Below are 24,945 nucleotides of genomic sequence, written 5' to 3' on the forward strand. Positions count from 1 at the left end.
ATCTCAGCCTAAGGCGAGTCCGGGATCGCTGCTTCAACCACTCATTGCGAACGATTATCAATTGCCATTATACTGAGACCCGTTTTCATTTAGAAAGTGTGCCCATGACCCTCATCTCAGCCTCTCCCGCGCGCTCACCGCGCTCCCTCTCCCTCGCGGCGATGGCGCTTGCGACAGGTGCCGCCCTCACCCTCAGTGCCTGTAGCGGCTCCCCCGCAGGCTCTGACGACACCCATTCGGCGGGCCTGAAGGTCGTCGCCACAACAACGCAGCTCGCCGATTTTGTGGCCGAGATCGGTGGCAACGACGTCGCCCTGACGGGTCTCCTCACCGCCGGCGCATCCGCGCACCACTTCGATCCGACGCCCGCCGACCTGCTCGCCCTCGGCCAAGCCGACGTGCTCGTTGTCAACGGTGCCGGGCTTGAAACCTTCATCGATAGCGCCGTGGAGTCCTCAGGGTTCAAAGGTGTGGTGATCGATGCGAGCGAAGGTATCGACGAGGCCGAGGCAAAGTTGATCACCTCGGAGAGCGAAGACTCCGCGCACGCTGGGGAAGCGGATCACGACCACGGCACTGCGGATCACGACCACGCACACGACCACGCACACGCTGAGGAAGACCACGCCGGGCACGACCACGGCGACATCAACCCGCACATCTGGACCTCCCCACGCTTCGCGGAGGGCATGGTCGCCGAGATCACGGCGGGCCTCGAGAAGGCAGATCCCGCGCACGCCAAAGATTTCAACAAGCGCGCTGATGCGTACCTCGCCAAACTTCAGGATCTCGACACCTGGATCGCCGCGCAGTTTGAACGGGTACCCGTGGCCGATCGTGTGATCGTTAGCGGGCACGACTCGCTCAGCTACTACCTGCACGACTACGGCATCGAGTTCGCTGGCGCGATCCTGCCGAGCTTTGAAGACAATGCCGAGCCGAGCGCGGCCGACATTGATGCGCTCGTGCAAAGCATTAAGGAGCGTGGGGTGAAGGCAATCTTCGTTGAATCGTCGATGAGCCCGAAGCTCGCGCAGGCCATCTCGCAGGAGGCGGGGGTGAAGGTTGTCGACGCCGAATCGCTCTACGCTGACTCGCTCGGGGTCGCGGGTAGCGGTGCCGACACTTACATCGACGCGACGATCCACAACACACAGCTGATTCTTGAGAGCTGGGGTGTGAAGCCAGACGAACTACCCGCTACTCTGCAAAGATGACATCCGCACTCTCCCTCCAAGATGCCGCATTTGGCTACGCAGGGGTCACCCGCGTTGAGGGGTTAAGCGTTGAGGTGCCTGCAGGTGCCGCCGTTGCGCTCATCGGCCCCAACGGCTCAGGCAAGTCGACGCTGCTGCGGGGTGTTCTCGGGCTCGCCGAACTCACGGCGGGGCGGATCGAGGTGCTGGGGGAGGATCCGGCGCGCGCACGTCGGCGCATAGGCTCACTGCCGCAGGCAGACAGCCGCGATACCAGCTTGCCGATCACCCTCCGCCAGGTGGTGACGATGGGTCTCTACCGCTCCCTTGGAACGTTTGGCCGGGTTGGAAGCGCGGGCAAGCTGGCCGTGAGCGCGGCATTAGAACGGGTTGGGCTCGCGCAGTTTGCTGGGAGACGTTTCGGTGAGCTTTCGGGAGGGCAGCAGCAGCGCGGGATCCTGGCGCGTGCACTCGTCTCGAACCCTCAGCTGCTGCTGCTTGACGAACCCTTCAACGGTCTCGACCGAGAGAACCGTGAGGTGTTGCTCGATCTTGTTCGGGGCTTGCGCACCGAGGGTCGTACGGTGCTGGTGTCGACGCACGATCTGGAGATCGCCCAGGCCGCTTGCACGCATGTTTTGCTGCTTGCGAGCGGACACAAACCCGGACAACCCGGACACCCTGCAAGCTACGGCACCGTCGATGCAGCGCTCACCCTCGATGCAGTGCAGCACGCCTTCCAAGACACCACGGTGGAGCTTGATCATCACACCGTCACCACCACCCGCGAAACGGAGTGACGGTGTTGAGTGCGGTGCTGCCGGCGGCGAGCGATTTCTCGGTCTTCGAGGTTTTAGCCCTGCCGTTCATGTGGCGGGCGCTTCTCACTGTCGTGATTCTCGCGGTAGCGGCGGGCATCGTGGGTCTCTTCATCAGCTTCCGCGAGCTTGAGTTTGTGAGTGACGGCTTGGTGCATGCCGTGTTCCCCGGTCTGGTGGTGGGCGCTGCAGTCGGCGGCACTGCGGGCCTGCTCCCGGGGGCCATGATCGCGGCGGTCCTGGCCGGAATTCTCTTCACGGTGATCGATTATCGCGGCGGCACCGGAACCGATTCCGCTATTGCGGTGGTGCTCGCGGGGCTTTTCAGTCTCGGCATTGTTCTTGTGTCGAAGCAGGAGGGTTACGTCTCGCAGTTGCAGGAGCTTCTGTTTGGCAGGCTGCTGACCGTGACCGATATGCAGTTAGGGCAGATCGTGATCGTGGCGATTCTCGCCCTCGGGGTCCTCCTGGTCACTTGGCGAGCGCAACTGTTTCGCGCCTTCGATCCTGCGGGCTTCGCGGCCGCGGGATTTCGCCCGCTTGCCACCGATATTGTGCTGAGCGTCGCGGTTGCTTTGCTCGTTGTTGCGGGGGTGCAAGCGCTCGGGGTGCTGATGGTGATCGCGCTCCTCACGGTGCCGATGGCTGTGGCCCGGCTCATCACCCGCAGATTTGCGCTGCTCATTCCGCTCGCGATCCTGACCCCGCTTTTCGCGGGAGCCTTCGGGTTGTGGTTGTCGTTTGAATGGTCGGTGGGTGCGGGAGTCACCGTGTCGCCCGGTGCCGTCGTGGTGCTGCTGCTGGTTGCGGTGTACGCGGTGGCCGCGCTGGTTCGGCTTGCGGGGAGCGTCCGAGGGCGGGCTCGCATTGATGCGGGGGGCGATGCGCGATGAACTACTTTGCGCTTGCAAGCCTTGAGGTTGTGCTGCTGGGGCTCCTCTCCGGGATCGCTGGCACGCTGATTGTGTTCCGGCGGCGTTCGTTTTTTGCGGTGGCACTGAGCCACGCCACCTTTCCGGGCGGGGTGGCATTTGCGGTGCTTGGGTGGAATCTGCTGCTCGGGCAGGCCGTGTTCGCGCTGCTGCTCGTGCTGATCATGACGCTGCTCGGCCGCGTGCCCGACCAGGGCCGGCAGGTGACGAGCGGGGTGGTGTTGTCTTTCGGTTTCGCCCTCGGCACGCTGCTTGCGAGCCTCAACCCGGGGCTGGGGGTGCCGGTCGAAGCGTTGCTCGTTGGATCCCCGCTTGCTGTGAACGAGAGCGATGTGGTGAGCACCGCGGTCGTATTGCTTGCCACGCTCGGCGTCGTCTCGCTAGCCGGGCGGCGGATCCTGTTCCACACCTTTGACCCGGTGGGGTTTGCGGCGGCTGGGTTTCGGGCCTGGCCCGTGGAACTCGTTGTGACCGGGCTGATCGCGGCCTCTGTGGTGGTCGCGATGCCGGCGGTGGGTGCGATCCTGGGAGTCGCGATCCTGATTGGCCCCGCTGCCGCAGCCAGGCTCATTGCGCCTCGCATTTCTTGGGTGCCCCGCTCGCCGCGATCATTGGTGTCGTGAGTGGGCTTTGTGGGCTGTGGTTGTCGCGCGAGCTCGCAATCGCGGCCGGCGGGGCGATCGGTGTCGTGGTGACGGGGGTGTTTCTGCTGGCGTTGCTCGTGCGCGGCGCGCTGGGGAGATTCGTGCAGAAAACCTCGAAGGCTCAAAACTTCGCTACGGTTGAATCGACATAGTGGAGATTCCACCGTCAACGTGGGAGGTGCGTGATGGAGCAGCCCAGGCGTAATACCTGGCAGCGCGAGGCGGTGCGGGCGGCGCTCGCTGAGAAGCGCGGGTTCGTGAGTGCTCAGGATCTGCACCAGGTGTTGCGAGAGGGGGGCTCTACGATCGGCCTTGCAACGGTGTACCGCGCGCTTGCCGGGCTTGCGGAGATGGGCGAAGCGGACTCGTTGCAATCTCCCGAGGGTGAGAACCTGTTCCGATCCTGCGCCACCCAGGGCCATCACCACCATTTGATTTGCCGCAGTTGCGGCGACACCCGCGAGTTGTCAGCGAACCTCGTTGAGGAGTGGACGCAGCGCGTCGCGGCCGAGCACGGTTTCAGTGAGATCGAACACGTCGTTGACATTTTCGGTTTGTGCATGAATTGCCGGGAGCCTGCAAGCTCGTAGCCTGTAGCCTTTTCTCCGCCTCGTCGGATTGAGGGCTTTTCGATGGATCGCACGGGGGTGCTGGGGTGTGGTCGGTTGAGTTCGCGGAAGCTGACGCTCTTTGGCGTGTGCGCAGATTGTTCTTATGGGACCGGATAGGAACAATTCGCGCACACAACGAATTGTTCGTGCGGACCCTGGCCCTGTTAGCGCTAGGCACAAGGTCGTTCGGTCGACGTGATCATTCTCGCGTCAAGTCGACGTTGTGTGTCCGAGCATCATCGTCACTCTGCGTTCGAAGTCCCGTCGGGGCTCATCCAGGCTGAACATCGTCGCGATCCTCACTTGACTTGACTTGTGATCAGTGAGCCTCACGTGAAATCACGGAGCCTCACTGGCTCCAAGTAACGCGAATGATCCCGCAGGACACAGCCACTTGCTCAGCGCCCGGCCACGCCACGAAGCGAGATCCGGCCCGCACCCCTGCGCCCCGCGGCATACTTTCACTCCAGCTGATTCGTCACCCAAGCCCATTCTGCTTCAAACGACGGTGCGGCAGAATGATCGAATGGGAACCACAAACTACGAGAGCACCTTCATTGAGGTTGCGGCCGACTGCCCAGTAGACGAGGCGCAGGTGCCGCAGCCCGGGGCGAAGACGCCCTCCGTCGCGGAACTGCAACATCGCATCATCGCAGAGCATCCCTACGACTTCACTTCTGACGATGTGCTATTCGAGGTGTACGCGATTCGCAATGCGATACCTGCTTCTGAGCGCGCGGGCGCTCGTGCGGCTTTCTTCGCGAAGTCGCAGGCTTGCCTCCGTGCCTCACCGCTCGGCAAACGCTACGGCTGGGGTGTGCACTCCGACGCCGATGGACGGGTGGCGCTTGTGCCTGTGGGATCGGATCGTTACCGCGAGTTGGCCGAGGACAGCAGCGTGAAGCACCTTCGGGCAATGCGCTCGAAGCGGGTGTGAACCCCGAGCTTGAGCTCTTCAGCGAACCCGCGTGATGATCGAGCGGTCGTGTCCGTGGCGGGTCTGGTCATTCCAGAATCAGTGAGACCTTGCCTTGAGATTCAGGTCTGAATGTGGGAGATTGCCTGCCATACACCAGTGTGGTTGGTATAGCTTTGAAGCGGAGACGGGGATTACGGCCGATGTTGTCGTTGGCTGAAGTGATCGCGGGGCAGGGGTGTACCGCGATCGCTTCCGGAGTTCTTGTCCGTTGAGCTAAGGATCGTGACGATGAGCACACAGCGCGTCGAAGAAAGACCGGCGGTGCCAATGCCTCAGAGAGTGCGGATCGTCGCAGTGGGAATGATCGGGCCGCCAGTCATTACTCTGAGTGTCTGGTGGATCACCTCGTCTTGGAGTGACCTTCCCGCTCAGATCCCCTCACACTGGTCAGGGGGCAAAGCGGATTCGTTTTTGTCTCCCGAAGCCGTCATCAATGCATGGTCGCTCGGCTGCTTGATTGCCGCGCTCGCGGCAATCAGCGTGACGAGCGGAGCCGCGCTGGGGTGGCGGTGGAGCGGCCTTGGCCGTATGGCGAGTGCTGCGGGCGTCGGCGCGACGGGGGCTGTTGCTGCGGGGCTGTACGTTCAGTTGCTTGTTTCCCGGGGGATGGCGACCGAATACGTTGTCGAGCTCGGCGCAGCCCCGGGCATCATCTCCGTTATGGGTGGGTTCGTCTGTTTCTCCGTCGTCGCGCTGCTCGCCTTGCCCAAAGGGCAACAATGAAGCGGGCAGGGGAGACCCCGGCGTGCAGTCGCAGCCGCGAACGACTACTGTAATTACGCTCCGTGGAATGCGCTACTTGCCGACGCGCCGAACGACCTCGATGCCGCGCCACGTGCCCCAGTAAGTCAGCAGGGCGAATACCGAGCCGGCGGAGGCGAGTGAGTGAGCTGCAAGATAGACGTTCCACTCAATGACCGGGCTGTGGAGTGGATAGTTCAGCGGTGATGTCGCCAGCACGACACCCAGCAGGAGTGCCACCATTCCCGATAGTGCCAGAAACACGACGACAATCATGCGCAGCCGGGGCCGCCGACCCACCCTGCGTAGTCGCCCGAGGCGCAGCAGAATCAGCGCGGCGACTGAGCCGACAGCGAGAGCAACCAGATCCGCAGCGATGGTGTCTGAAAGCCGATGCCATTTTGCGGTCACGGTATAGGCGCCGATGCCGACGGCCCAGCCGCTCACGAACAGCATGACAACGCCGCGAAAGCGGTATGGCACGACCAAGAACAGCGCGATGAGCACCGTCATCGCGATGGTGGTGTGACCCGAAGGCAGCGAGTTTGCGGTGAAGTCTCCGGTCACGGGCACCAGTTCGGGCCGCGGCAGAATGAAGCGTTTGAGCGACTGTGTGATGATCTGCCCGGCTCCGATGACCCCGACACCGATGACCGCGAGTAAGAACTGCCGCCGCAGCAGCCCGATCAGCCCGACAAGGGCGGTGGCGATGATGAGGCTCCAGATGGTGATCTGGCCGAGCGCCCGGTTCGCTTCGTTGAAGCCCTGCTGGCCGACCTGGTCGGCCCCGCGCAGCGCCGCATTCTCAAAACTCTGCCCCGTCGGGGTGAGTACCGCGAGAATGTAGATCGCGGTGAAGAGGATCACTGCGGCAACGAGAAGTATCCACCACCGGGTGGGTCGGATTAGGCGCGTCTGCGCTGCGGCGGTTGTCGCTGAAGTTGTCGTTGCGGTGCTGACGGTGGTCGCTGAAGGGGTGGTTGCGGTGCTGGACATTCAGGTATTTTGACAGTCCTGGCTGCAGGCTCGCCGAGCACGCCACTAGCTACTTTGACCCTCGGTGCCGCGGCGGTGCCAGAGCCGGCATGGGGGTATCGTTCACAAAGAGCACCTCGCGTCCCACGCGGATTTTGGTGAGCCGCCGAGCGGATACGAGCGATTCGAGCATATAGAGATTCCAGGATTCCCAGTCACCGGTGGCGGTGAGGCCGAGGAGCCTGTCGTAGTCGTCGTTCTTCGTCTAAATGATGCGTTCGGACATGTAGAGGATGGGGTGTGTGAGCAGACCGTAGTTCGCGAGCAGAAGAATATTGAGGATCCTACCGGTGCGGCCGTCCCCGTCTGCAAACGGGTGAATGGCCTCAAACGGGTAGTGCGCCATGCTCATTTTGAGGAGCGGATCAAGGTCGTCCTTGGCGTGGAGGAATGCTTCCCACTGGTGCAAGTGATTCCAGATCAGCGTTGCTCCAGAGGGAGGCGTGTACTGCGGTGTGAGCCTCACGCCGCTGCCAATATAGGTTTCGGGGAAGTCTTGGACGGTCAGGTCTCGCCCGGCGACTCCGACATGCCCCCAGCACACTCGCGACGTACGCATCCTGTAAAGGATTAGCCTCTTTAACAAATTTGTCCGACGCGGCAAGAATCTTTACACGTCGTTCGCTCTCGGTAGTTCTGCCACTTCAGCGATCCCGCAGTATTGCCTACGTGCGCTTGACCGGCGTATCCTCGCGCAGGTCGAGCGCGTAGAAACACTTGTCGTAACGATCTTCTCCGAGTGCCACGAAGCGGGGAAGTACGCCGTAGCGGGTGAACCCGAGTGATTCGTAGAGCGCGATCCCGCCGAGGTTGTCACCGCGCAGGTCGAGCGTCACCACCTCAACCTGATTGTCGCGAGCGGCCTGTATGAGTTCCTGCATGATCCTGCGACCGATGCCTTGGCCCCGGGCTGCGGGATCGACCCCAAGCTTTACGATATCGACGTGCGGCTTATTCGTGGCGCGTGTATATCGGCTCCAGTATCCAAGCCCGAGAAGTTGGGCTCCGCTCCAGGCGGCCATCAGGCAGGCATTACCTTCGGGCGAGTCTGCGACGACTCCCCGAAGCAGTTCCTCTACCTCCTCCGCGGGGGGCGGTGTCACCCAGCCGATCGCGCCCCCGTGGGCGACGACCTCGCGCAGCAGTGAGGCGGTCTGGGTGAGAAAGTCTCGGTCGGCCGCGGCACCGACTATTCGAGTGAGTATGATCGAATCCGGATCGTGGCGCATGCCGACATCATCCCACAAGGAGAGCGGCCAGCTGCGCCGCAAGGGGGGCGGATCACCCCAGCCGCACCATCACCCACGCCCAGTCGATGCGTTCCTGCTCGAGGCGCACCGCGCGACCGTAACGGTCGGTGACGAGATCCTCGTAGAGCGCGGCCTCAGCGTCGGTGAGGCCTGAGAGCTCGGCGCGGGTGGGGGTCGGTTCCTCGCCCCAGCGCGATTCGTGGGCGAGGAGGGTGTCGCGATCCATCAGCACCGACCGCACACCGGGCAAATGCTGTCGCAGGCGATGCAGGATCTGGAAGCCGTGGGTGTCAAGATCACCCCAGTAGCGCACCTGCCCCGCCTCAGCTGCCCGCCGCAACCAGCCGATCGAGGCGGCCTGCGCCGCGTCGTAGCCGCGCCCGAAGAACACGACCGCACCCGACGGCACCGGCACGCTGAGGTACGTCACCTCGTTCTCGACGATCAGCACCTCGGTCACGGCCGCGTTAAGCTCCGCGAGCTCCGACACCCGCAACTCCGCCTCGGTGAGCGCGGCGGGTAAAGCGAGTGCGGCGGGATCAAAACGCAGCCGCACCCTGCCGGGCTTCTCGGCAAATCCCAGCTCAGTCACAAACCCCGCGGCAGACGCAGATACCCCGAGCAGTGCGGCGAGGGTGCCGCGGTTGCGCTCGATGAGCTTCGTATCGACCCCGGGCGCATCGATCTGGCGCAGAAACAGCCCCGAATCGCGGTGCCAGTCGAGCCAATCGCGCGCTGCGAGAATCGCGGGCCAATCGTCTGCGATGTCGAGGGCGCGGATGGGGTGCTGCAGCAGCCAGTCGCGTGCGGCAGGCACGAGCGCGGCCGCGGCGAGCATGTCGTCGAAGCGCGCCACCGCACCCGCAGCACCGCCCACGCCGAGAGCGCGCCACAGCTGCGCCCGACTCGTGAACACCGCCCTCGCCGGCACCTCGCTGCGCCCGAGGTGTCTGCCGCCGACGCCGCGCAGCACGATCTCGAAGTTCTTGCCGCCGTCGGCCGCTCGCTCGAGCGCAGCCGCCCAGCGGCGCACCTCGGCGAGCCGCTCCGCCAGGTCGCGTTCGCTGGGGCCCTTGATCGGCAGGCTGATCGGCTCAAACGGCTCTGCGAGGGCGTGAGATCGCAGCATCGCGCCGGTCTTCCAGCGCCTGTGCAACGCGACACCGAGGTCGGCGGCCGTGGTCCAGGTCATGCCCCGCTCGCACTCACGGATCCCGCACCAGCCGAACCGCGCCGCTTCCGAAACTCCTCGATTGTCAGCGTGTGGACTCGCGAGGCCGCGCCGTCGATGTTGTCGACGAAGCCGATCGACGAGACGTATGGCTCGATGACGTGCACCTTCTGCAACGGCGTCACGATCAGCAACTGCAGCCCAAGCTTCGCAAACAGGTCGAGTGCGTACCGCGTCGACTGATCCGAGCCACGCCCAAACGCCTCATCGATGACGGCGAAGCGGAAGTCCTTTGACTTCGTGACGCCCCACTCGAGCCCAAACTGGTAGGCGAGCGATGCCGCCAAAATAGTGTAGGCGAGCTTCTCTTTCTGCCCACCCGATTTGCCGTCGGAATCGGTGTAGTGCTCGTGTTCGACGCCGGTCTCGCGATCCTGCTCAGAGGCAGCGAAGGTGAACCAGTTGCGCACATCGGTGACGCGCGCGGTCCAGGCGCGGTCGGCGTCGCTGCGCTCGGGGCGGCCCTTGAATCGTTCGATGATCGCGCTCACCAGCAAGAATCGCTGCTCACTGCCGTCGGGTGATCCTGCGCCGCCGGAGCCGACGGCACCGCGTTCTCCCGCGCCCCCGACGAGGTCGCCCGTCGCGGCCCGCAGCTCCGCCCGAAACTCGCGTATCTCGGAGTTCACCGTCTGCTCCGCCACAAGCCTGATGACGCGCCCCGGGTTGTAGTCGATGGCGCCGAGCGCTTCGTTGATCGTGTCGACGCGATCCCGAATCTCGTCAGCCTGCCTGCCAAGCCAGGCGTTGAACCCGGCAAGCTCCTTGATTGCCTCGGTGTCGAGCTGCTTCTTGAACTCGGCCTCGAAGCGCGGCAGATCATCTTCTTTCACGCTTTCGTGCAGCCGCCTGAACTCGGCGATCGACCCGATCGTGGCGTCCATGTCGCTCGCGAGCGCGGGCCAGCGGCGCAAAAACTCGCCCATGCGCTGCTGCACACTCGTAATGTGCCCCGTGATCTCGCGGGTCGCGGAGTCGACCGCCGTCGTCAGTTCCGCGGCAAGCGCCGTGCGCAGGCTATCGCAGGCGGCGAGGGTCGCAGGTGTCCGCTTTCCCACGCGCTTGCGCAGGCTCTCAACGTGTTCGCGGGCCGCGGCCTGAATATCGCGCGGGATCGCCGCAAGCTCCTGCTCGTCTCGTTCGATGCGGGCATCGTACTGTTCGAGCCTGGCCTTGATGCCGCCGATGCGCTCGGCCACGTCCGTAAACGCAGCGTCGCAGGCCGCGAGTTCTGCGGCAAGTTCGGTGAGTTTGGCGTCGATCTCTTTCAGTCGCGAGGATCCCGCGATGATGCGCGCGTGTTCGTCCTGCAGCGCCTGCAGCGCCTCCGCGGCCGCGGCCACATCGAGCTCGTCCCAGCTGCGATACTCTTCGAGCCTGCCGAAGATCGCGAGCGTCTGCGTCAGGGTGCGTTCTTCGCGGTCGAGTGTGGTGAGTTCGGCGTCGGCGTCGCGCACCGTAGTTTCGAGCTCCGTAAGCGACCGCTCGAGCGCCGCAATCTTGCGTTCCGCGCTGCGCCCCAGCACCCAGTCGCGTGGATCGTTCACCTTGCGACGGTCGTCCTTTTCGTGGCGGTCGCGATCCCGAATCAGGCCTTCGCGGGTGACAGCGCGCTCTTCGCGCTGCAGCTCGGTGACGTTTGCCGCGAGCCGATGGTCTGCGCGGCGCGCGAGCTCGCCCTCGAGGTAGTCGTGAAACTCACCCGGTTCGATGGTGAGAATATCTCGCAGGCTCGTGCCGCCGGAGGCCGCGGCGGTGGTGCGCAGGCGACGCTCGGGCACCCGCAGATACACCACTCGCGCGCCGAGGTGGTTGTCGTTCACCCAGGCCGAGGTGCGGGCGTAGAGGGCTTGCGGCACAAGCAGGGTGGTGGCGAAGCCGCGCAGCACACGCTCGGCCGCGCCCCGCCATTCGTCGTGCGCCTCGTCGACCTCGATGAGTTCGCCCGCGAAGGGCAGTTCGGCCTCGCTTACCCCAAGCTCGGCACACAACCGCTCGCGCACGCGCACGAGCGGCACGGGCAGGTTGTTGCGGCGGGCGTTCAGGCTCGTGATCTCTTCGCGGATCGTGGTGGCCTGCGCGGCCGCGTTGCCGCGGGTGAGCACGAGCGGATGCTTCTGCTCGGCGATGCCCTGCCTGGCGGTGTCTGCAGAGTCTCGGGCCGCGGTGAGCTCTTGGGTGCGCGCGCGGAAGGTGGCGGCGTCGGCGACCGGCTGCAGCCCGGCTTCGGTAAGCAACTGCGTGAAACGGTCGAAGCGTTCGCGCCGGGTCGCGTGGGTCGCGGTGGCCCGCGGGATCTCGGTTTCCAGGGCACCGAGCCGGTCGCCGCCCGCACCGCTGCGTTCGCGCTGCAGAGCTTCGCGCTGGTTCGGGATCGCCGTGCGCCTCGCTTCAAGCTCCTGCTGCACGGCCTGCTGCTCGGTGAGCGCGGCGAGCTCGCTCGTGCGGGCGGCGGCAATGACCTCGCGGGTGAGTTCCCCGAGAAACACGGGTAGGGCCTCGCGTTCGGCGGTGTAGAGCTCGCGTTTGGCGGCTGCCGCCTCATACCTGTCGGCGCTCGCCATCAGCGGGTCGAGCAGTTCGAGCTGCGCGGTGGCACGCTTCACGGCCTCGTACGACCTGCTGACGTTCTCGAAGTGATCGATGATTGTGGTGATGCGTTTGCCTGCGTCGGCAGGTTCGAGCATGTGGCTGCGCACGAAATCGTTGAGGTTGCCGACCGACTTCATCGACACGGTCTGGTGGAACAGCTCCATCGCCTGCTCGGACTTGATGCCGAGGAGGCGGCGCATGCGCCGGGAGTAGTCGGCGAAGGTGTTGTCTATTTCGGCGCCGGATCCGCGTAGCCGCCCGCGCAGCGTCTTCATCTCGCCACCGAAACCGCTGAAGTCTTCGGCGATGCTGAGGCCGCGCTGCGCCGAAACGTAGAAGCGTTCGGGCTGCCCGGTGCGATCCTTCTGCCTGAACACCTGCGCGATCGTCACGGTATCGTCGTAGCCCTCGTTCACGAAGACGCCGAGGATCACGGAGTAGCTGCGGTGATCCCGAAGCCCAACGGGCCTTGACGCACCCGTGGTTTCGTTGCGCTCGGAGCGGTAGTGCCCCTCGACGTAACTGCGGAGGCTGCGCTCCTTCGATCCCGCGCCCGCTGCCTTGTTGTACGAGATTTTGTTGGCGGGCAAGAGCAACGTGGTGATGGCGTCGACGAGGGTCGACTTGCCGCTGCCGATGTCGCCGGTCAAGAGGGAGGTGTTGCCCGAGGGGCTGATCGCCCAGACGTGCTTGTTGAAGGTGCCCCAGTTCAGCACCTCGATGCGGTGCAGTCGGTAGCCAGTCTTCTGCGACTCGGCGCCATCAAGCTCGATCGCTGAGAAGAGTGCGTCACTCACTGTCTACCTCCGGCGTCGGTGTCGCGTCTGCCCCGGCCGCGCTGTCGCTCGCGCCGTCCGCCGCGCTGTCGCCCGCACCAACCCGCGCGTACTCCGCGAGTTGCTCGGCGAACTCGCCCATCACCTCGGCGTCAACATAGGCCTTCAAGATGCGTTTGACCTCCCACGCCCGCGCATCGGCGCGCTGCTTCGAAGAGAGGTCTTGCAGAAACCCCAGCTTTGTCGCCTGCGCGATCGTCTGATCCACCTGCTGAATGACCCGCACCTCGTTGCTCGACTCCTTCAGAAACACCCGCAGCATCTCGATGATCTGCTCCCGCTCCAGCACCAGGCGGCCCTCTTCGCCGCCGGCCTCGAACTCGGCGAGCCGCTTGCGCAGCAGCAGAAGCAGCAGGCTGAGGTGGTAACTGAGCGCGCGCCGCTGCACGAGCCGTGGGAGCGGATCGCTACCCTCTTCTTCGGGCAGTGACTTCAGGAAAGCGTAGCCGTTGGTGTCGTCGAAGATCACCTGGACGCCGATGCGGGAGAAATGATCCTGTACCGCCGCAAACTCGCGTTCGAGCGTGCGCCACTCATCTTCGTTGCTTTCGCGGTAGAGCACACCCTTCATGAGGCGGATGATGGTGAGGGATACGGGGCGATCCTCAGCGGAAATGTGCCGCGGGATCGCAGCAGCGTCACCCGAGCTGTCGGTCAACTCGTCCGTGGTCTCGGTGCTGATGCCGACCCCTCACTCATGTGTGAACCTCTCTACCTTCATGCTCCTGCTCACGCGCGTGTCACCGTGACGCGCGGCAGCTTGGCACGCCGGGCGATCCCTGCGGTATCAACATAGTCAATCGTGGTCTCTTCGTCGCGGTGCAGCTCGATGCTGACCTCGTCGTCGCTCAGTGCGAGGTAGCCGAGAATCTCGGCAACGCCTTGCTCGACCGGGTAGAGCTGCAGAATGTCGACGAGCTCGGCGGTCTGACGCGGCGGTACGATTGCGCGGATGTTTTCGAGCAGGCGCGCGCTGTCTACGAAGCGTTGCGCCAGGAGCGCCTCATAGTCACTCTCTGCGATTGTGACTTCTTCGAGCTCGCTGTCGACCTGTGGTTCCGGCCGCGCGTCGTAAAACGGACGCTCAAAGGCGAGCGCGATCGGGAGGCCAGGCGTGTCCAGCACCAGCCCAACACCGTCAGCGGGCGGATCATTGCGCACCCGCAACGCGATCTGCTCCGTGCTGCGCACCAAATCGAGCACACGGCGATGCTCCACCCAGGTCTGGTCTTCAAGAAAACGGCGTAGCTGCTCCGACAGATTGCGCACGGTCTGCTGGGTGCGCTCGGCCGCATCGGCCCAGTCGTGGTGTACAAACCGCAGCCGCCGATCCGCCTCGATCGCCTCCATGCCCTGCACAGCCGTGACCAGCTCGGCGAGTTCGCGCTGCCGGTCGCCCGAGAGCAGGAAATCGTAGAAGGCGTCAAAGCTGCGGCCCTGATCCGACGAGGAAATGTCGCTGCGGCTCTCGACGAGGTCAGCGAGAAGCTCGCCCTTGCCGCCCTCCCAGGAGGTGATCTTCTCGCGCGCACGGCGGTCGAGGCGGCGGAAATTCTCTTCCACCTCGCGAAAATCAGACAGCAGCTCGCGTGCGGTCGACGAAAACAGTTGGTAGCGATCCCGCACGCCGCTGTCATCGAGCAGGGAGATCCCAGACTCGCGAATCTCAGCAATCTCGGCGTCGATCTGATCGCGGCGCTTCTCGAGTTCCGCGATTCGCACCTCGGGGTCGCTTTCGCTGCCGTGCACGATCTGTCGCAGCAACTCGATCAGCGTGTGCAGCCGGGACTCGGTGCCCACGAAGCTGCGCTGCTGCAGTTCATCGACAAACCGCACCGCCTTCTCAAGCGCGGGCGTCGCGTCGTAGTGCGCCTCGTCGGAATCGATGGGGTAGAACTTGCGCAGCCAGGAGCGCTGCGGGTCGGCCCACTCGTCAAGATACGCGGCGGGATCGCGCGGAAACATGTCCGGGGTCTGTGCGTTCAGCGCGTAGAGGGTGTCGTCAAGCTCGCTGACGAGGGTGCTCGCCGAGGTCGCGCCGTGGTTCTTCTCGACGAAGTAGTCGCCGAGAAACGCGATGATGAGCGGGGCGCTTGTCGCACGAAGCAGGCGCCAGGCGGGATGATGCTCGCGGAGTTGCGAGATGTCATCAAAGTTCACGGTGTCCAGCCTAGCCGGGAGGGAACCTGCCCGGCTACGCCCCGTCGGGCAAAAGACATAGTCCGGGGCTCGGAATCACCCGCTGCCGCTGCTCTTGCGGGCCTTCCGCGAGAGCGAGTCGATCGTCACCGCAAGCACCAGGACCCCGCCCGTCACCATGTAGCGAACATAGGCATCGACGCCAATGAGGTTGAGGCCGCTCGTAATCGACTGCAAAACGAGCATCCCAAACAGCGCCGAGTACACCGATCCGCGCCCTCCGAAGAGGCTCGTTCCGCCGATCACGGCCGCGGCGATCGCCATCAGGTTTGTGTCAGTGCCGCCGCTGGTCTGGCTGACCGACTGCAGACGAGCGGCCGCCAGCAGGCCGCCGAGCGCGGCAAACGTCGAGCACATCGCGAAGACCGAGATGTAGATTCGGTCAACGTTAATGCCGGCGCGGCGAGCCGCCTCTGGATTGCCACCGACGGCATACACGTGCCGCCCCAGGTCGTGCGGCGCAGCAGAAAGTCCATGCCGATGATCACGCCCACCCACAAGAGCGGCATGGCGCCGATCCCGCGGTCAAGGTTGAGATACCAGGCGACGAGCGCCACGGCCGCGATCAGCACGATGGCTCTGATGACCACCGAGCGTACGCTCGACGCCGATAGACCCGCGGCGGCACGACGCTTGATGGTGCGCAGCCTCGCCAGAAAGTAGATCGCGCCGATCCCGATTGCCAGTGCGTAGGAGGCCCAGGGTGGTAGGAAAGTGAAGTTGGCGAAGGCGATGAGGGCCGATTCTCCCGGGAGGTTGATCGTGCCGTTCTTGCCCAGCGTCAGCAGCTGCAAGCCGAGAAATGCGAGCAGGCCGGCCAGGGTAATCACGAAGCTGGGTACCCCGAATCTCGTGCAAAGCACCCCATAGAGCACCCCGATGACGAGGCCGGTGCACAGCGCGGCGAGGATCGCGACCGGCAACGGCAAGCCGACATAGACGAGCACCACGGCGAGCACAGCACCCGACAGCCCCGATACCGAGCCTACGGAGAGGTCAATTTCGCCGAGCAGCAGCACGAGCACAATGCCGACTGAGATCATGCCGATCGTGGCGGAGTCCAGGCTCAGCTGGACGAGGTTGCGCGAGGACAGGAAGCGGCTATTCATCGCGTAGAAGACGATCCAGATGACGAACAGTCCCACGACGACGGGGATCATCCCGAGGTCGCCGGATCGCAGGCGGCGGACCAAATTTCCCCACAGGGCTTGCGGAGAGGAGTCATCGATGAGTCGCTCATCGGTGCGGTCGGCGAAACTCATCGGGACTCCTCTGTCTTCGGAGTGGGCGTGGCACCGCCGGCATCCCGCGCCTGGCGCGCGGCGACGACGTTGTCGGAAGCGCCGGTGATCGCTGCGACGAGCTGCTCGGTGGAGATCTCTTCAGTGGCAAATTCCGCGGCGTTTTTGCCGAGGCGTAGAACATAGATGCGGTCGGCAACGGCCTGTACATCGGCCATGTTGTGCGAAATCACCACGACGCCGAGGCCGGATGCCCGGAGACGCTCAATGAGGTTGAGTACCTCGGCAGTCTGGGCGACGCCGAGCGCCGCGGTTGGTTCGTCGAGCAGTACGACCTTGGGAGAGCCGACCAGGCTGCGGGCGATCGCCACGGTTTGGCGCTGTCCTCCTGAGAGTGAGGCGATGGCGATCCGTACCGAGGGGATCTTCGCTGACAGCTGGCGCAGCAACTCCCAGCTGCGCGCCTCCATTGCTTCCTCGTCCAGTGCCCCTGCCCGGGACTTCTCCTGACCGAGGAAGAGGTTAGCGACGACATCCAGGTTGTCGGCGAGGGCGAGATCCTGGAAGACGGTGGCGATGCCGAGCGATTGCGCGGCTCGCGGGCCGGGGATCTCCACTTGCTTACCGTCCACCTCGATGCTGCCGCTGTCTGGGCTATAGACGCCCGAGATGATCTTGACGAGCGTGGATTTCCCGGCACCGTTATCGCCGACGAGGGCGACGACCTCGCCTGCCTGAACGTCGAAGTCGATGTCGGTGAGCGCCTGGACTGCACCGAATCGCTTGCCGATACCGCGCAGGGAGAGTACGGGTTGGGTCATGGAAAGTTCCTTGGGAAGGGAGGGTTGGGGCGGCTGCTGGCCGCCCCAACCCGGGTCGGTCAGGAGAGTCCGGCTGCCTTGCAAGCGTCGGCGTACTCGGCCGTGCAGATGTCAGCGACCTCGTAGAAGCCGTCTGCGACGACGGTGTCTTTCACCTTGTCCTTTGTCACCGCAATCGGGTCGAGGATGTAGGAGGCGACGCCTTCGTAGTCGGTGGTGCCACTGACGTCCTTGCCGGTGACGATGTTCACGGCTAGCTCAGCGGCCTTCTCGGCTTCGATCTTGATCGGCTTGTACACGGTCATGTACTGCTGACCGGCCACGATCCGCTGGATCCCCGCCAGCTCAGCGTCCTGACCCGTGATCGGTGGGACGCTGTCGAGTCCCTCGGCCCGGAACGCGGCAAAAACTCCACCGGCCTGTCCGTCGTTCGCCGCATAGACGCCGACGAGTGAACTCGGATCGATCTTGTTGAACTGCGAACTGGTGAACTTCTGCGCGTTGTCTGGGCTCCAGTCGGGATTGTCGTACTCGGCGATGATGTTCAGGCCGCTCTTGTCGAGCACCGAGTGCGCACCCTTCTTGAATTGAGCTGCGTTCGGGTCGGTGGGTGAGCCGTTCAGCATCAGAATGTCGCCCTTGTTGCCGGTCGCTTCGACGAGGGCTTCACCCTGCATTTCGCCGACCCGCTCATTGTTGAAGGAGATGTAGTAGTCGGCCCCCTCGATAAAGCGGTCGTAAGCGACGACGGGCACGTTCGAACTCTGCGCCGACTTGACGATCGACGTGGCGGCCTTACCGTCAACGGGGTCCAGTACCAGCACAGACGCACCGTCCGTCAGCGCTGATTCTGCCTGCTGCTGTTGCTTTGACGCGTCCTGATCGGCGTTCAGATAGTTGACCTTGCACTTGGGGCACAGTTCCTTGACTTTGGCCTCGAAGAGCGGTTTGTCGAAGCTTTCGTATCGGGTCGTCTTGGTCTCAGGCAGGAGCAGCGCGATCGTGGCACCGTCTGCCGTGTCGCCCGATCCTGAACCGGCGTCGCCGCTGTTGGACCCGCATGCTGCGAGGCTGCCGAGGGCGAGAATCATCGTCGCCGTCACGGCGGCTACACGTTTGAACGTATTCACATTGACCTCCGAGAAAATATTCAGGTCCACAACACCGTGGAGTGTGCTCATTCAACTACATCGCGAACTACGGGTCAACTCATGAATACAAAGTGTTCAAGAAACGTATTTTTGCTGGATTAAAGTTTGGGACTTGACGATAAAGCAGACTTCGATCACAGTTAATGCATGTCCTCCTATCCCGCCACAACCGCGCAACTCCGCGCAGCCAATCAGGAGCGGGTAGTCCGCACGATCAGGTCGAATGGACCGCTGAGCCAGGCGGAGATTGCGAGCCGCACGCAGCTCGCACCACCCACCGTTTCCGGCATCGTTCGCGACCTCGTCGCATGCGGATTCCTGCACTCCGAAGGGGGAATGGGTCGACGTGGAAGCCGCGTGACGATCGCGCAAGAGGCGGGGGTCGTCGCCGGAGTTGACGTCGGCCACTCGCATCTTGAGGTTTCCGTGGCAGATCTTGGCGGGACCATCTTGCGATCCCGATTCATTGCGCTCTCTCCCGACACCGACTACCGGAAAGCATTGGCGCTCGCCAATTCCCTCGTCGATGAGACCCTGTCTGGCGCCGGACGCGCGCGCGAGGAATTGCGCGCGGTGGGATTGGCCGTGCCTGCACCCATCGGAAGCGACGGCACACTCGACTCGGGCTTGAGCCTTCCAGGCTGGGTTGGGGTGGATGTGCGCCGCGAGGCGGAGGCTGTCTTTCTCTGCCCCACGCTCGTAGATAATGATGCGAATCTTGGCGCGTTGGCCGAGTGGACCTTTGGGGCAGCAAGGGGACACAACGATGTGCTCTACATCAAGCTAGGGACCGGAGTCGGCGGCGGTTTTGTTCTCGACGGGCGCGTGTACCGCGGAAACTTCGGCATTGCTGGCGAGTTGGGCCACCTCACGATTGATGAGTACGGGCCACTCTGCCGCTGCGGAAACCGCGGTTGTCTTGAAGCGTATGTCGGAGGTGCCTCCCTGTTGCGGCAGTACGCGCAGGTGGGGGAAGCCGTCAGTGTTGCCTCCCTCGTTGCCTCGGCGGTTGGGGGTGACGGTAGCGCGCGGCGGCTCATCGAGGATGCGGGACGTCACCTCGGCAAAGCCGTCTCGGTCGTGGTTAATCTGCTCGGACTATCGATCGTGGTCGTCGGAGGTGAACTCTCTGAAGCCAACGAATTGCTGCTTGATGAAGTGCGCGCCTCGCTGAGACGCCACGTCATCGCTCCGCTTGATCAGCAGGTCCAGGTTCTTGCGTCCACTGTCGAAAGGTCGGCATCATCGCTGGGTTGTGTGCTTCTCGCGCTCGATGCCGTTGAGTTTCGCGCCAATGAATCCCTCCGACCCGGCTGACAATACCCGCAGTTGTTGAGGTCCAGACACTATCTGGCGTAGGCCCGCTCGCGGATCGCTGGCGGGGTCACTCCTGTCTGCGCAGGAGCCGGTATTTCAGCCGGTGATTGAGTTTGCACCGCCTCCGGCGTCTCCATCTCGATAACCCGCGGTAGCCAGGGCAAGCTGATGGGCAGCGCATCGGTGGTATCGGGCGTCCACGGCCCCGCCACCAGCGGGTGAGGTGCTGCCGCCGACGTCAGCGCCGCGCTCGCAGCAAGCTTTCTCCGAAGCGCCATCACGACTCCGTGTACCCCGATGGCGCCCCACACGATGTTCGACCCAAAGGCTGGCCATGCCCCGAACGCGAACGCGCCAGCGCCCGCCATGAAACCCCCGGCGGCATTGAGCAGCGAATAGTGCAGTGCGGAAGAGTCAACTCGGCCCCGCCAGAGCAAGACGTATGCGGAGAAGGTGCCGATCGTTCCAACCCAACCGAGGATGCTGCCAATCAAGGTGTCCACCGCTCGCCTCCTTTCTGCGTGGGCTCATGAGCGTGCGGCATGCCGCAACACCGGATGCGGCGAGGGTGCCGCTGTCGAGGAAGAAGTCATGCAGGATAATTCTCAGGGCGGAAGCCCATTTAGCACAATCGATATTTTGGACACTGAGGGTTTAGAATTTCTGAATATGAGGATCAACGTCTCGCGGCTGCAATATTTGCTGCAGATATCTCGTAGCGGCGGTGTGCTCTCGGCCGCCGAAGCCATGAATCTGACGCCCTCCGCGGTCTCCCAGCAACTCGCTCGGCTGGAAGCGGAGGTGGGGGTGCCACTTGTTGAGCGGAGCCCACGCGGGGTCGTGCCGACGGCGGCCGGTCAGGAGCTCATTGAGCTCGCGGAGAACGTTGAGCGTGAGGTCAATGAGGCCGCGCTGCGTGTTGGCGCGGCGAGTGAGCTACCGAGCGGGCTTGTGCGATTCGGCGGGTTTGAGAGTTTTGTAAGCAACCTCCTCGCTCCGTCACTACCGAGGTGGCGCAGCGAGCTCGCAGGCGTGCACCTTGAGGTAGTCGAGGGTGAACAGCCGGAGCTGATCCGCGCGCTCCGCTCGGCAACGCTCGATCTCATCGCGGTCGAGTTCGACGAGTCCGTGCCACGTGTGCCGCCGGGACCCGGGGTGCGCGAGATCGCGCTGCTGGATGACCCGTGGGTGCTCGTGGCCCCTCCGGTACCCAAGCGGCGATGGGGCTCATCGAACTCGAAAAACTGCGGCTCCCCTGGCTTGAACTGGATCGCGGTGCTGGTGCACTGCACGCGGTGAAACGCGTCCGCAAGAACCTGCCCCCTCAGCAACTGCCGCTCACCGCTACGCTAGCAACCAGACGGCTCTCGCGCTGGTGGCTGCGGGCGAAGGGGTCACTTTGCTCCCACAGCTCGCGCTTCGGGATCAACCGCTGCGCGGCGTGGAGGTGCACGGTCTGCCCGGGCTGGGTGTGCGACACATCTCCCTGAGGTATCGCCAGGGCCGTGGTCTACAGCCCGCGGTGGTGGCCGCCGCAGACTTCATGCGGTCGTTCATTGCCACCCCGAGGGTGCATACGAGCTGTAGCGACCCCGCGCTATTCGGTCAGGCCCTGCTTCAGGGCGCGCTGCGCCTCCCTCGCCTCATCACGCTCCGCACGCCGCTCCTCACGCCGCTCCCGTCTGGTCTCGCGCTTGGCGAGCTTCCGTTCCCGTCGCCGCTCCATGAGGGTATAGAGGATCGGCACCAAGACGAGCGTCAGCAGCGTCGAGGAGATGAGCCCGCCAATCACCACGATCGCGAGTGGCTTCGAGATGAAAACGCCTCCGCCGGTCAGCCCGAGCGACATCGGGATCAGCGCGAAAATGGTCGCCGCGGCGGTCATCAGGATCGGCCGCAACCGGAGGCGTGTTCCGTGCTCAACCGCCTCCTTGAGGGAGGCTCCGCTGGCGCGCAGGCGATTGACCAGGTCCATCAGCACGATCGCGTTGGTGACCACGATCCCGATCAGCATCAAGAGGCCGATGAGCGCGGGCAAACCGAGCGGGGTGCCGGTGAGAAGGAGCCCCAGGATCGCACCCGTGGCGGCAAACGGAATCGAGATCAGCAGTACGAGCGGTCCGCGGAAGCTGCGGAACGTCGCGATCATCACGAGCAGCACGAGCATGATCGCGCCGAGCATCGCCGCCCCCAGCTGCGTGAATGCTTCGTCCTGCTGCGCGCTCACGCCGCCGAGTTCGAAGCTGACACCCGCGGGGAGATCGACGGTGGAGATGGCGCGTTCGACCGCGGCGTTTGCCGCATCGAGCTGACCCTTCTTGGGGTTCACCGTGAGCGTGACCTGACGCTGCCCCTCGGCGCGTGTGATCGTGGGAGCGGTCAGCTCCTCCTCCACGGTGGCAATATCTGCGAGGGCGATCGCGGTCCCGGTGACTTCCGTGGCCGCTTTCTGCGCCGCTTCAGCCTCTTGCGCCTCGGCAAGCTGGGTTGCGGCCTCGGACTGCGACTTGCGCAGCATTGCGAGCTGCTCGTCGATTCCGGTGATGCCTCCCTGGGCGCTTGCGAGTGCCCCCTCAAGTGCGGCGATCTGCTCGGCGCGCTCCTGCTCCGCGCGCAGCAGCGCATCGTCTTCTGGGGAACGAGGTTCCTCGGGAATGATCGGCGCGCTTCGGAGCATCGCAAGCTGCTGGTTGAGGACCCCGATCTGAGACACGAGCTCTGAACGCTGCGCTGAGGCCTCGTTCAGCTGCTTCGTGAGTTCGGCGTTCCCCTTGAGCCGCGCCTCTTCCGCCTCCGCTTTGGCCTTGTCCGCGAGTGCATCGAGGGCGATTTTCTGTGCGGCGGCCGTTTGCTGCGGGGTCACCGGGAGCAGGATCTCGCCGAGCTTGTCGGCGGTGCGCTCTGCCCCTGGCGTGCGCACGACGATATCGCGTTCCTGACCCAGCAGCATCAGCCGGCCAACTTGCTTGCCCTGCAGCGCTTCCTGCACCGCGCGGGCAATCGAGCCGCGATCGAAACCGAGGGTAGCGGCCTTTGCCTCGTCGAGCTTCACGCGCACGACGGGCTGCTCACCGGCCAACTCGCTCTTCACGGACTGCACGCCGTCGGCTTTTGCGAGTTCCTTCTCAAGGAGTTCGCTTGCGGCCCGCAGCGCGGCGGGATCCTTGCCCTGGATCTGCAGCGAAATTCCGCTGCCACCGGCGTCACCCACGAACGCATCCTGCGTTTCGCGCCGCAGATCGCCGGTGTCCTTGAGCTTCGCGAGCGCCTTGTCGACCTTCTCACCGACAACTTCGACGTCGGCGCCGTCATCGAGCTGCAGACTGTAGCTGATCGTTGCTGGTACCCCGGCGGTCCCCATCGGGATCGACGTCATCACGTCGCGCACGCCGTCGATTTTGCCGAGGGCGGATTCCACGGGCTCCGCCGCGGCTACAAGATCCTCGGTGTCGGCTTTGGGTGTCTGGGTGAGAGAAATGCTCTCGTTGCCGGATGAACCGAGGAAGTCGGTTGGGATCTGCGTGCTCATCACGAGGGTTGATACCAGGATCAGCCCTGAGGCGAGCAGTGTGATGACGGGGTGACGACGAGTTGCGTTGAGCGCGGGCATGATTGTGCGCTGCAGCCTGTCGGGGGCCGCGTGAATCTCGTCGAGGTCAGACACCTCGGCGAGTTCAGCGCTCTCGGGATCCTCAGCAACCGGCGAGGTGTCCCCGTGTCGCTGCTTGCGCATGAACCAGTAAGCGAGCACCGGCACGATCGTCAGCGCGACCGCGAGGGACGCGAGCAGCGCAATTGTCACAGTCACGGCGAAGGGCCGAAACAGCTGCCCCGCTATGCCCGAGACGAACGCGATCGGCAGGAAGACGGCGACGGTGGTCAGTGTTGACGCGGTGATCGCACCGGCAACCTGGCGCACCGACGCCACCACACCGCTGGGGGTCAGCGGGCCGGATCCGCGCCGACGGCTAATGTTCTCGATGACCACGATCGAGTCGTCGACCACGCGGCCGATCGCGATCGTCAGCGCCCCGAGAGTCAAAATGTTGAGGGTGTTGCCGCTCCACCACAGCCCAATGAGCGTGATCAGCAGCGACAGCGGAATGGATACGGCGGCGATGATCGTCGAGCGCCACGAACCGAGGAACGCGAGGATGACGAGGACCGCAAACAACAGGCCGAGCCCGCCCTCGACGGAGAGATCGTGGATCGACTGCTCAATGAAAGGCGCCTGGTCAAAGATCGTGGCGAACTCGGCGTGCAGTCCCGGGGCGAGCCGGTCGAGCTCGGCGTTGACGGCGTGCGAGATGTCGACCACGTTCGCGCCCGGTGCCGGGATGACCTGAAGCGTCAGTGCCGGCTTGCCGTTGACGCGGGAAATCTCGGTCGTCGGCACCGTTTCCAGGTTGACGTCGGCAAAGTCTGAGACGCGCACAACACCGTTGTCCACGGCGATGGGGAGGGCGGCGATCTCTTCAACAGAAGTGAGCGCGGTGCCGACCGTGATGGAAAGTTTGCCCTGATCCGACTCTGCTTCTCCAGCGGGCAGTGCGACGCCGTGAGCTTCAAGCACCGGGGCGATTTGTTCTGGAGCGACCTTGAGGCGTGTCATATCTGCGGGGCGGAGATCGATCGTCACGCGCTGTTCTTCGTGGCCGGACAGCGTTACCTGCTTCACGCCGCTGACACCCTGGATCGCCGGGACCACTGTCTGCGCGAGGGCGTCACCAAATTCGATCGCATCGGTGTCGCTGCCCGCCGACAGCACCATCGCCGGCATGTCGTTTGAACCGCCGGAGAAGACCTCAAGCTCTGAGCCGCTGGGGAAGCTCGGTTTCAGGGAGTCGGCCGCCGACTTGATCGCCCGGAGCGTGTCGTCTTCACTCTCGGTGAAGGGCCACTCGACGATAATCTGCGACATGCCGCTTGAGGTAGTTGAGGTCACTGAGGTGATCGCGGGGATACTGCCGAGCGCCTGCTCCACCGGTTCGGTGACGGTGCGCGACATCTCTTCGGGCGCGAGCCCCTGCGATTGCACGGATACAAACGCCATGGGCACTTGCATCGACGGCATGAGCTCTTGTTTCAGCGCACTCATCGAGAACAGTCCGAGCACGGCGATAGCGAGCGTCATCAGTCCTACAAGCAGGCGGTTCTTTAGGCTTGCGCGGGTAAAGAAGGTCATGGTGCCTTTCGGGCGGTGAAGGCAGACGGCAGCGCCTGCAGAGCGGTCGGGTCGATGTCCGGCCGAGATTCCAGGAGCGCAGGCCCCGGAAACGACTGATAGCGCGTCGTCTGCAAAGCCAGACTCGCGTTCTCCCCATTCAATTCTGGCGGATTCGTCTCGCCAG

22 protein-coding genes and 2 pseudogenes are annotated in these 24,945 nt (G+C 64.1%); 11 read left to right on the forward strand and 13 right to left on the reverse strand.

Going from position 1 to position 24,945, the window contains the following annotated elements:
- Positions 1 to 104 precede the first annotated feature (104 nt).
- The 8 genes from G7067_RS03065 (at position 105) to G7067_RS03095 (ending at position 5,903) form a co-directional block, all read left to right on the forward strand.
- Positions 105 to 1,217: a metal ABC transporter substrate-binding protein gene (locus G7067_RS03065; protein WP_166321900.1), complete on the forward strand. Its 1,113-nt coding sequence runs from the start codon at positions 105 to 107 to the stop codon at positions 1,215 to 1,217.
- Positions 1,214 to 1,996 carry a metal ABC transporter ATP-binding protein gene (locus G7067_RS03070; protein WP_166321902.1) on the forward strand — a complete coding sequence of 261 codons (783 nt, stop codon included), beginning with the start codon at positions 1,214 to 1,216 and terminating at the stop codon, positions 1,994 to 1,996. The genes G7067_RS03065 and G7067_RS03070 overlap by 4 nt, the downstream gene beginning before the upstream one ends.
- 14 nt (positions 1,997 to 2,010) lie before the next feature.
- Positions 2,011 to 2,907 (forward strand): metal ABC transporter permease, encoded by an 897-nt coding sequence (locus tag G7067_RS03075; protein WP_244301321.1) that lies wholly within the window; start codon positions 2,011 to 2,013, stop codon positions 2,905 to 2,907.
- Positions 2,904 to 3,569 carry a metal ABC transporter permease gene (locus G7067_RS03080; RefSeq protein ID WP_280115748.1) on the forward strand — a complete coding sequence of 222 codons (666 nt, stop codon included), beginning with the start codon at positions 2,904 to 2,906 and terminating at the stop codon, positions 3,567 to 3,569. Before G7067_RS03075 ends, G7067_RS03080 begins: the two co-directional genes overlap by 4 nt.
- Positions 3,566 to 3,742 (forward strand): hypothetical protein, encoded by a 177-nt coding sequence (locus G7067_RS14615; RefSeq protein ID WP_280115749.1) that lies wholly within the window; start codon positions 3,566 to 3,568, stop codon positions 3,740 to 3,742. Before G7067_RS03080 ends, G7067_RS14615 begins: the two co-directional genes overlap by 4 nt.
- Positions 3,743 to 3,775: 33 nt before the next feature.
- On the forward strand, positions 3,776 to 4,180 hold the full coding sequence (locus G7067_RS03085) for a Fur family transcriptional regulator (RefSeq protein WP_166321904.1): 405 nt from the start codon (positions 3,776 to 3,778) through the stop codon (positions 4,178 to 4,180).
- Between the two features lie 547 nt (positions 4,181 to 4,727).
- Entirely contained in the window at positions 4,728 to 5,138 is a 411-nt protein-coding gene (locus G7067_RS03090; protein WP_166321906.1) for a DUF6157 family protein, read from the forward strand.
- Positions 5,139 to 5,408: 270 nt separating this feature from the next.
- Entirely contained in the window at positions 5,409 to 5,903 is a 495-nt protein-coding gene (locus tag G7067_RS03095) for a hypothetical protein (protein ID WP_166321908.1), read from the forward strand.
- Positions 5,904 to 5,975: 72 nt separating this feature from the next.
- Here G7067_RS03095 and G7067_RS03100 read toward each other — a convergent pair whose 3' ends face one another.
- From G7067_RS03100 to G7067_RS03145, 11 genes and pseudogenes are all read right to left on the reverse strand, one after another.
- Positions 5,976 to 6,917, reverse strand: a complete 942-nt coding sequence (locus G7067_RS03100; RefSeq protein ID WP_166321910.1) for a phosphatase PAP2 family protein — start codon at positions 6,915 to 6,917, stop codon at positions 5,976 to 5,978.
- 244 nt (positions 6,918 to 7,161) lie between these two features.
- Positions 7,162 to 7,515: a Fic family protein gene (locus tag G7067_RS13750; protein ID WP_205881186.1), complete on the reverse strand. Its 354-nt coding sequence runs from the start codon at positions 7,513 to 7,515 to the stop codon at positions 7,162 to 7,164.
- A gap of 106 nt (positions 7,516 to 7,621) precedes the next feature.
- Positions 7,622 to 8,185: a GNAT family N-acetyltransferase gene (locus G7067_RS03110; protein ID WP_166321912.1), complete on the reverse strand. Its 564-nt coding sequence runs from the start codon at positions 8,183 to 8,185 to the stop codon at positions 7,622 to 7,624.
- A gap of 52 nt (positions 8,186 to 8,237) precedes the next feature.
- A complete protein-coding gene (locus G7067_RS03115; protein WP_166321914.1) occupies positions 8,238 to 9,398 on the reverse strand; it encodes a Wadjet anti-phage system protein JetD domain-containing protein in 1,161 nt (386 codons plus the stop codon).
- Entirely contained in the window at positions 9,395 to 12,826 is a 3,432-nt protein-coding gene (locus G7067_RS03120) for an ATP-binding protein (protein WP_166321916.1), read from the reverse strand. The genes G7067_RS03115 and G7067_RS03120 overlap by 4 nt, the downstream gene beginning before the upstream one ends.
- Entirely contained in the window at positions 12,819 to 13,523 is a 705-nt protein-coding gene (locus tag G7067_RS03125; RefSeq protein ID WP_244301219.1) for a DUF4194 domain-containing protein, read from the reverse strand. Before G7067_RS03125 ends, G7067_RS03120 begins: the two co-directional genes overlap by 8 nt.
- A gap of 71 nt (positions 13,524 to 13,594) precedes the next feature.
- Positions 13,595 to 15,025, reverse strand: a complete 1,431-nt coding sequence (locus G7067_RS03130; RefSeq protein ID WP_166321918.1) for a DUF3375 domain-containing protein — start codon at positions 15,023 to 15,025, stop codon at positions 13,595 to 13,597.
- 75 nt (positions 15,026 to 15,100) lie between these two features.
- Positions 15,101 to 15,562: an ABC transporter permease subunit gene (locus tag G7067_RS14620; protein WP_341872863.1), complete on the reverse strand. Its 462-nt coding sequence runs from the start codon at positions 15,560 to 15,562 to the stop codon at positions 15,101 to 15,103.
- A 98-nt stretch (positions 15,563 to 15,660) separates the two neighbouring features.
- Positions 15,661 to 16,326: pseudogene (locus G7067_RS14625) on the reverse strand (ABC transporter permease subunit); the annotation flags it as partial.
- Positions 16,323 to 17,126: an ATP-binding cassette domain-containing protein gene (locus tag G7067_RS03140; protein ID WP_166321920.1), complete on the reverse strand. Its 804-nt coding sequence runs from the start codon at positions 17,124 to 17,126 to the stop codon at positions 16,323 to 16,325. The gene G7067_RS03140 and the pseudogene G7067_RS14625, both read right to left, overlap by 4 nt.
- A gap of 59 nt (positions 17,127 to 17,185) precedes the next feature.
- Positions 17,186 to 18,286 (reverse strand): ABC transporter substrate-binding protein, encoded by a 1,101-nt coding sequence (locus G7067_RS03145; protein ID WP_244301220.1) that lies wholly within the window; start codon positions 18,284 to 18,286, stop codon positions 17,186 to 17,188.
- A gap of 138 nt (positions 18,287 to 18,424) precedes the next feature.
- On the opposite strand from G7067_RS03145, the gene G7067_RS03150 reads away from it, so the two are divergent.
- Positions 18,425 to 19,594, forward strand: coding sequence for an ROK family transcriptional regulator (locus G7067_RS03150; protein WP_166321923.1), 1,170 nt, complete (start codon positions 18,425 to 18,427; stop codon positions 19,592 to 19,594).
- Positions 19,595 to 19,623: 29 nt separating this feature from the next.
- Here the strand turns inward: G7067_RS03150 and G7067_RS03155 are convergent, their stop codons facing one another.
- Positions 19,624 to 20,097, reverse strand: a complete 474-nt coding sequence (locus G7067_RS03155; RefSeq protein ID WP_166321924.1) for a CBU_0592 family membrane protein — start codon at positions 20,095 to 20,097, stop codon at positions 19,624 to 19,626.
- A 166-nt stretch (positions 20,098 to 20,263) separates the two neighbouring features.
- Here G7067_RS03155 and G7067_RS03160 point away from each other — a divergent pair, with 166 nt between their 5' ends.
- Entirely contained in the window at positions 20,264 to 20,893 is a 630-nt protein-coding gene (locus G7067_RS03160) for a LysR family transcriptional regulator (RefSeq protein ID WP_280115752.1), read from the forward strand.
- Between the two features lie 76 nt (positions 20,894 to 20,969).
- A pseudogene (locus G7067_RS14630) lies at positions 20,970 to 21,086 on the forward strand (LysR family transcriptional regulator); the annotation flags it as partial.
- Between the two features lie 105 nt (positions 21,087 to 21,191).
- On the opposite strand, the gene G7067_RS03165 reads toward G7067_RS14630, so the two are convergent.
- Positions 21,192 to 24,779: an efflux RND transporter permease subunit gene (locus G7067_RS03165; protein ID WP_166321925.1), complete on the reverse strand. Its 3,588-nt coding sequence runs from the start codon at positions 24,777 to 24,779 to the stop codon at positions 21,192 to 21,194.
- Between the last annotated feature and the right edge of the window lie 166 nt (positions 24,780 to 24,945).

The organism is Leucobacter insecticola (genome assembly GCF_011382965.1).
Lineage (GTDB): Bacteria > Actinomycetota > Actinomycetes > Actinomycetales > Microbacteriaceae > Leucobacter > Leucobacter insecticola.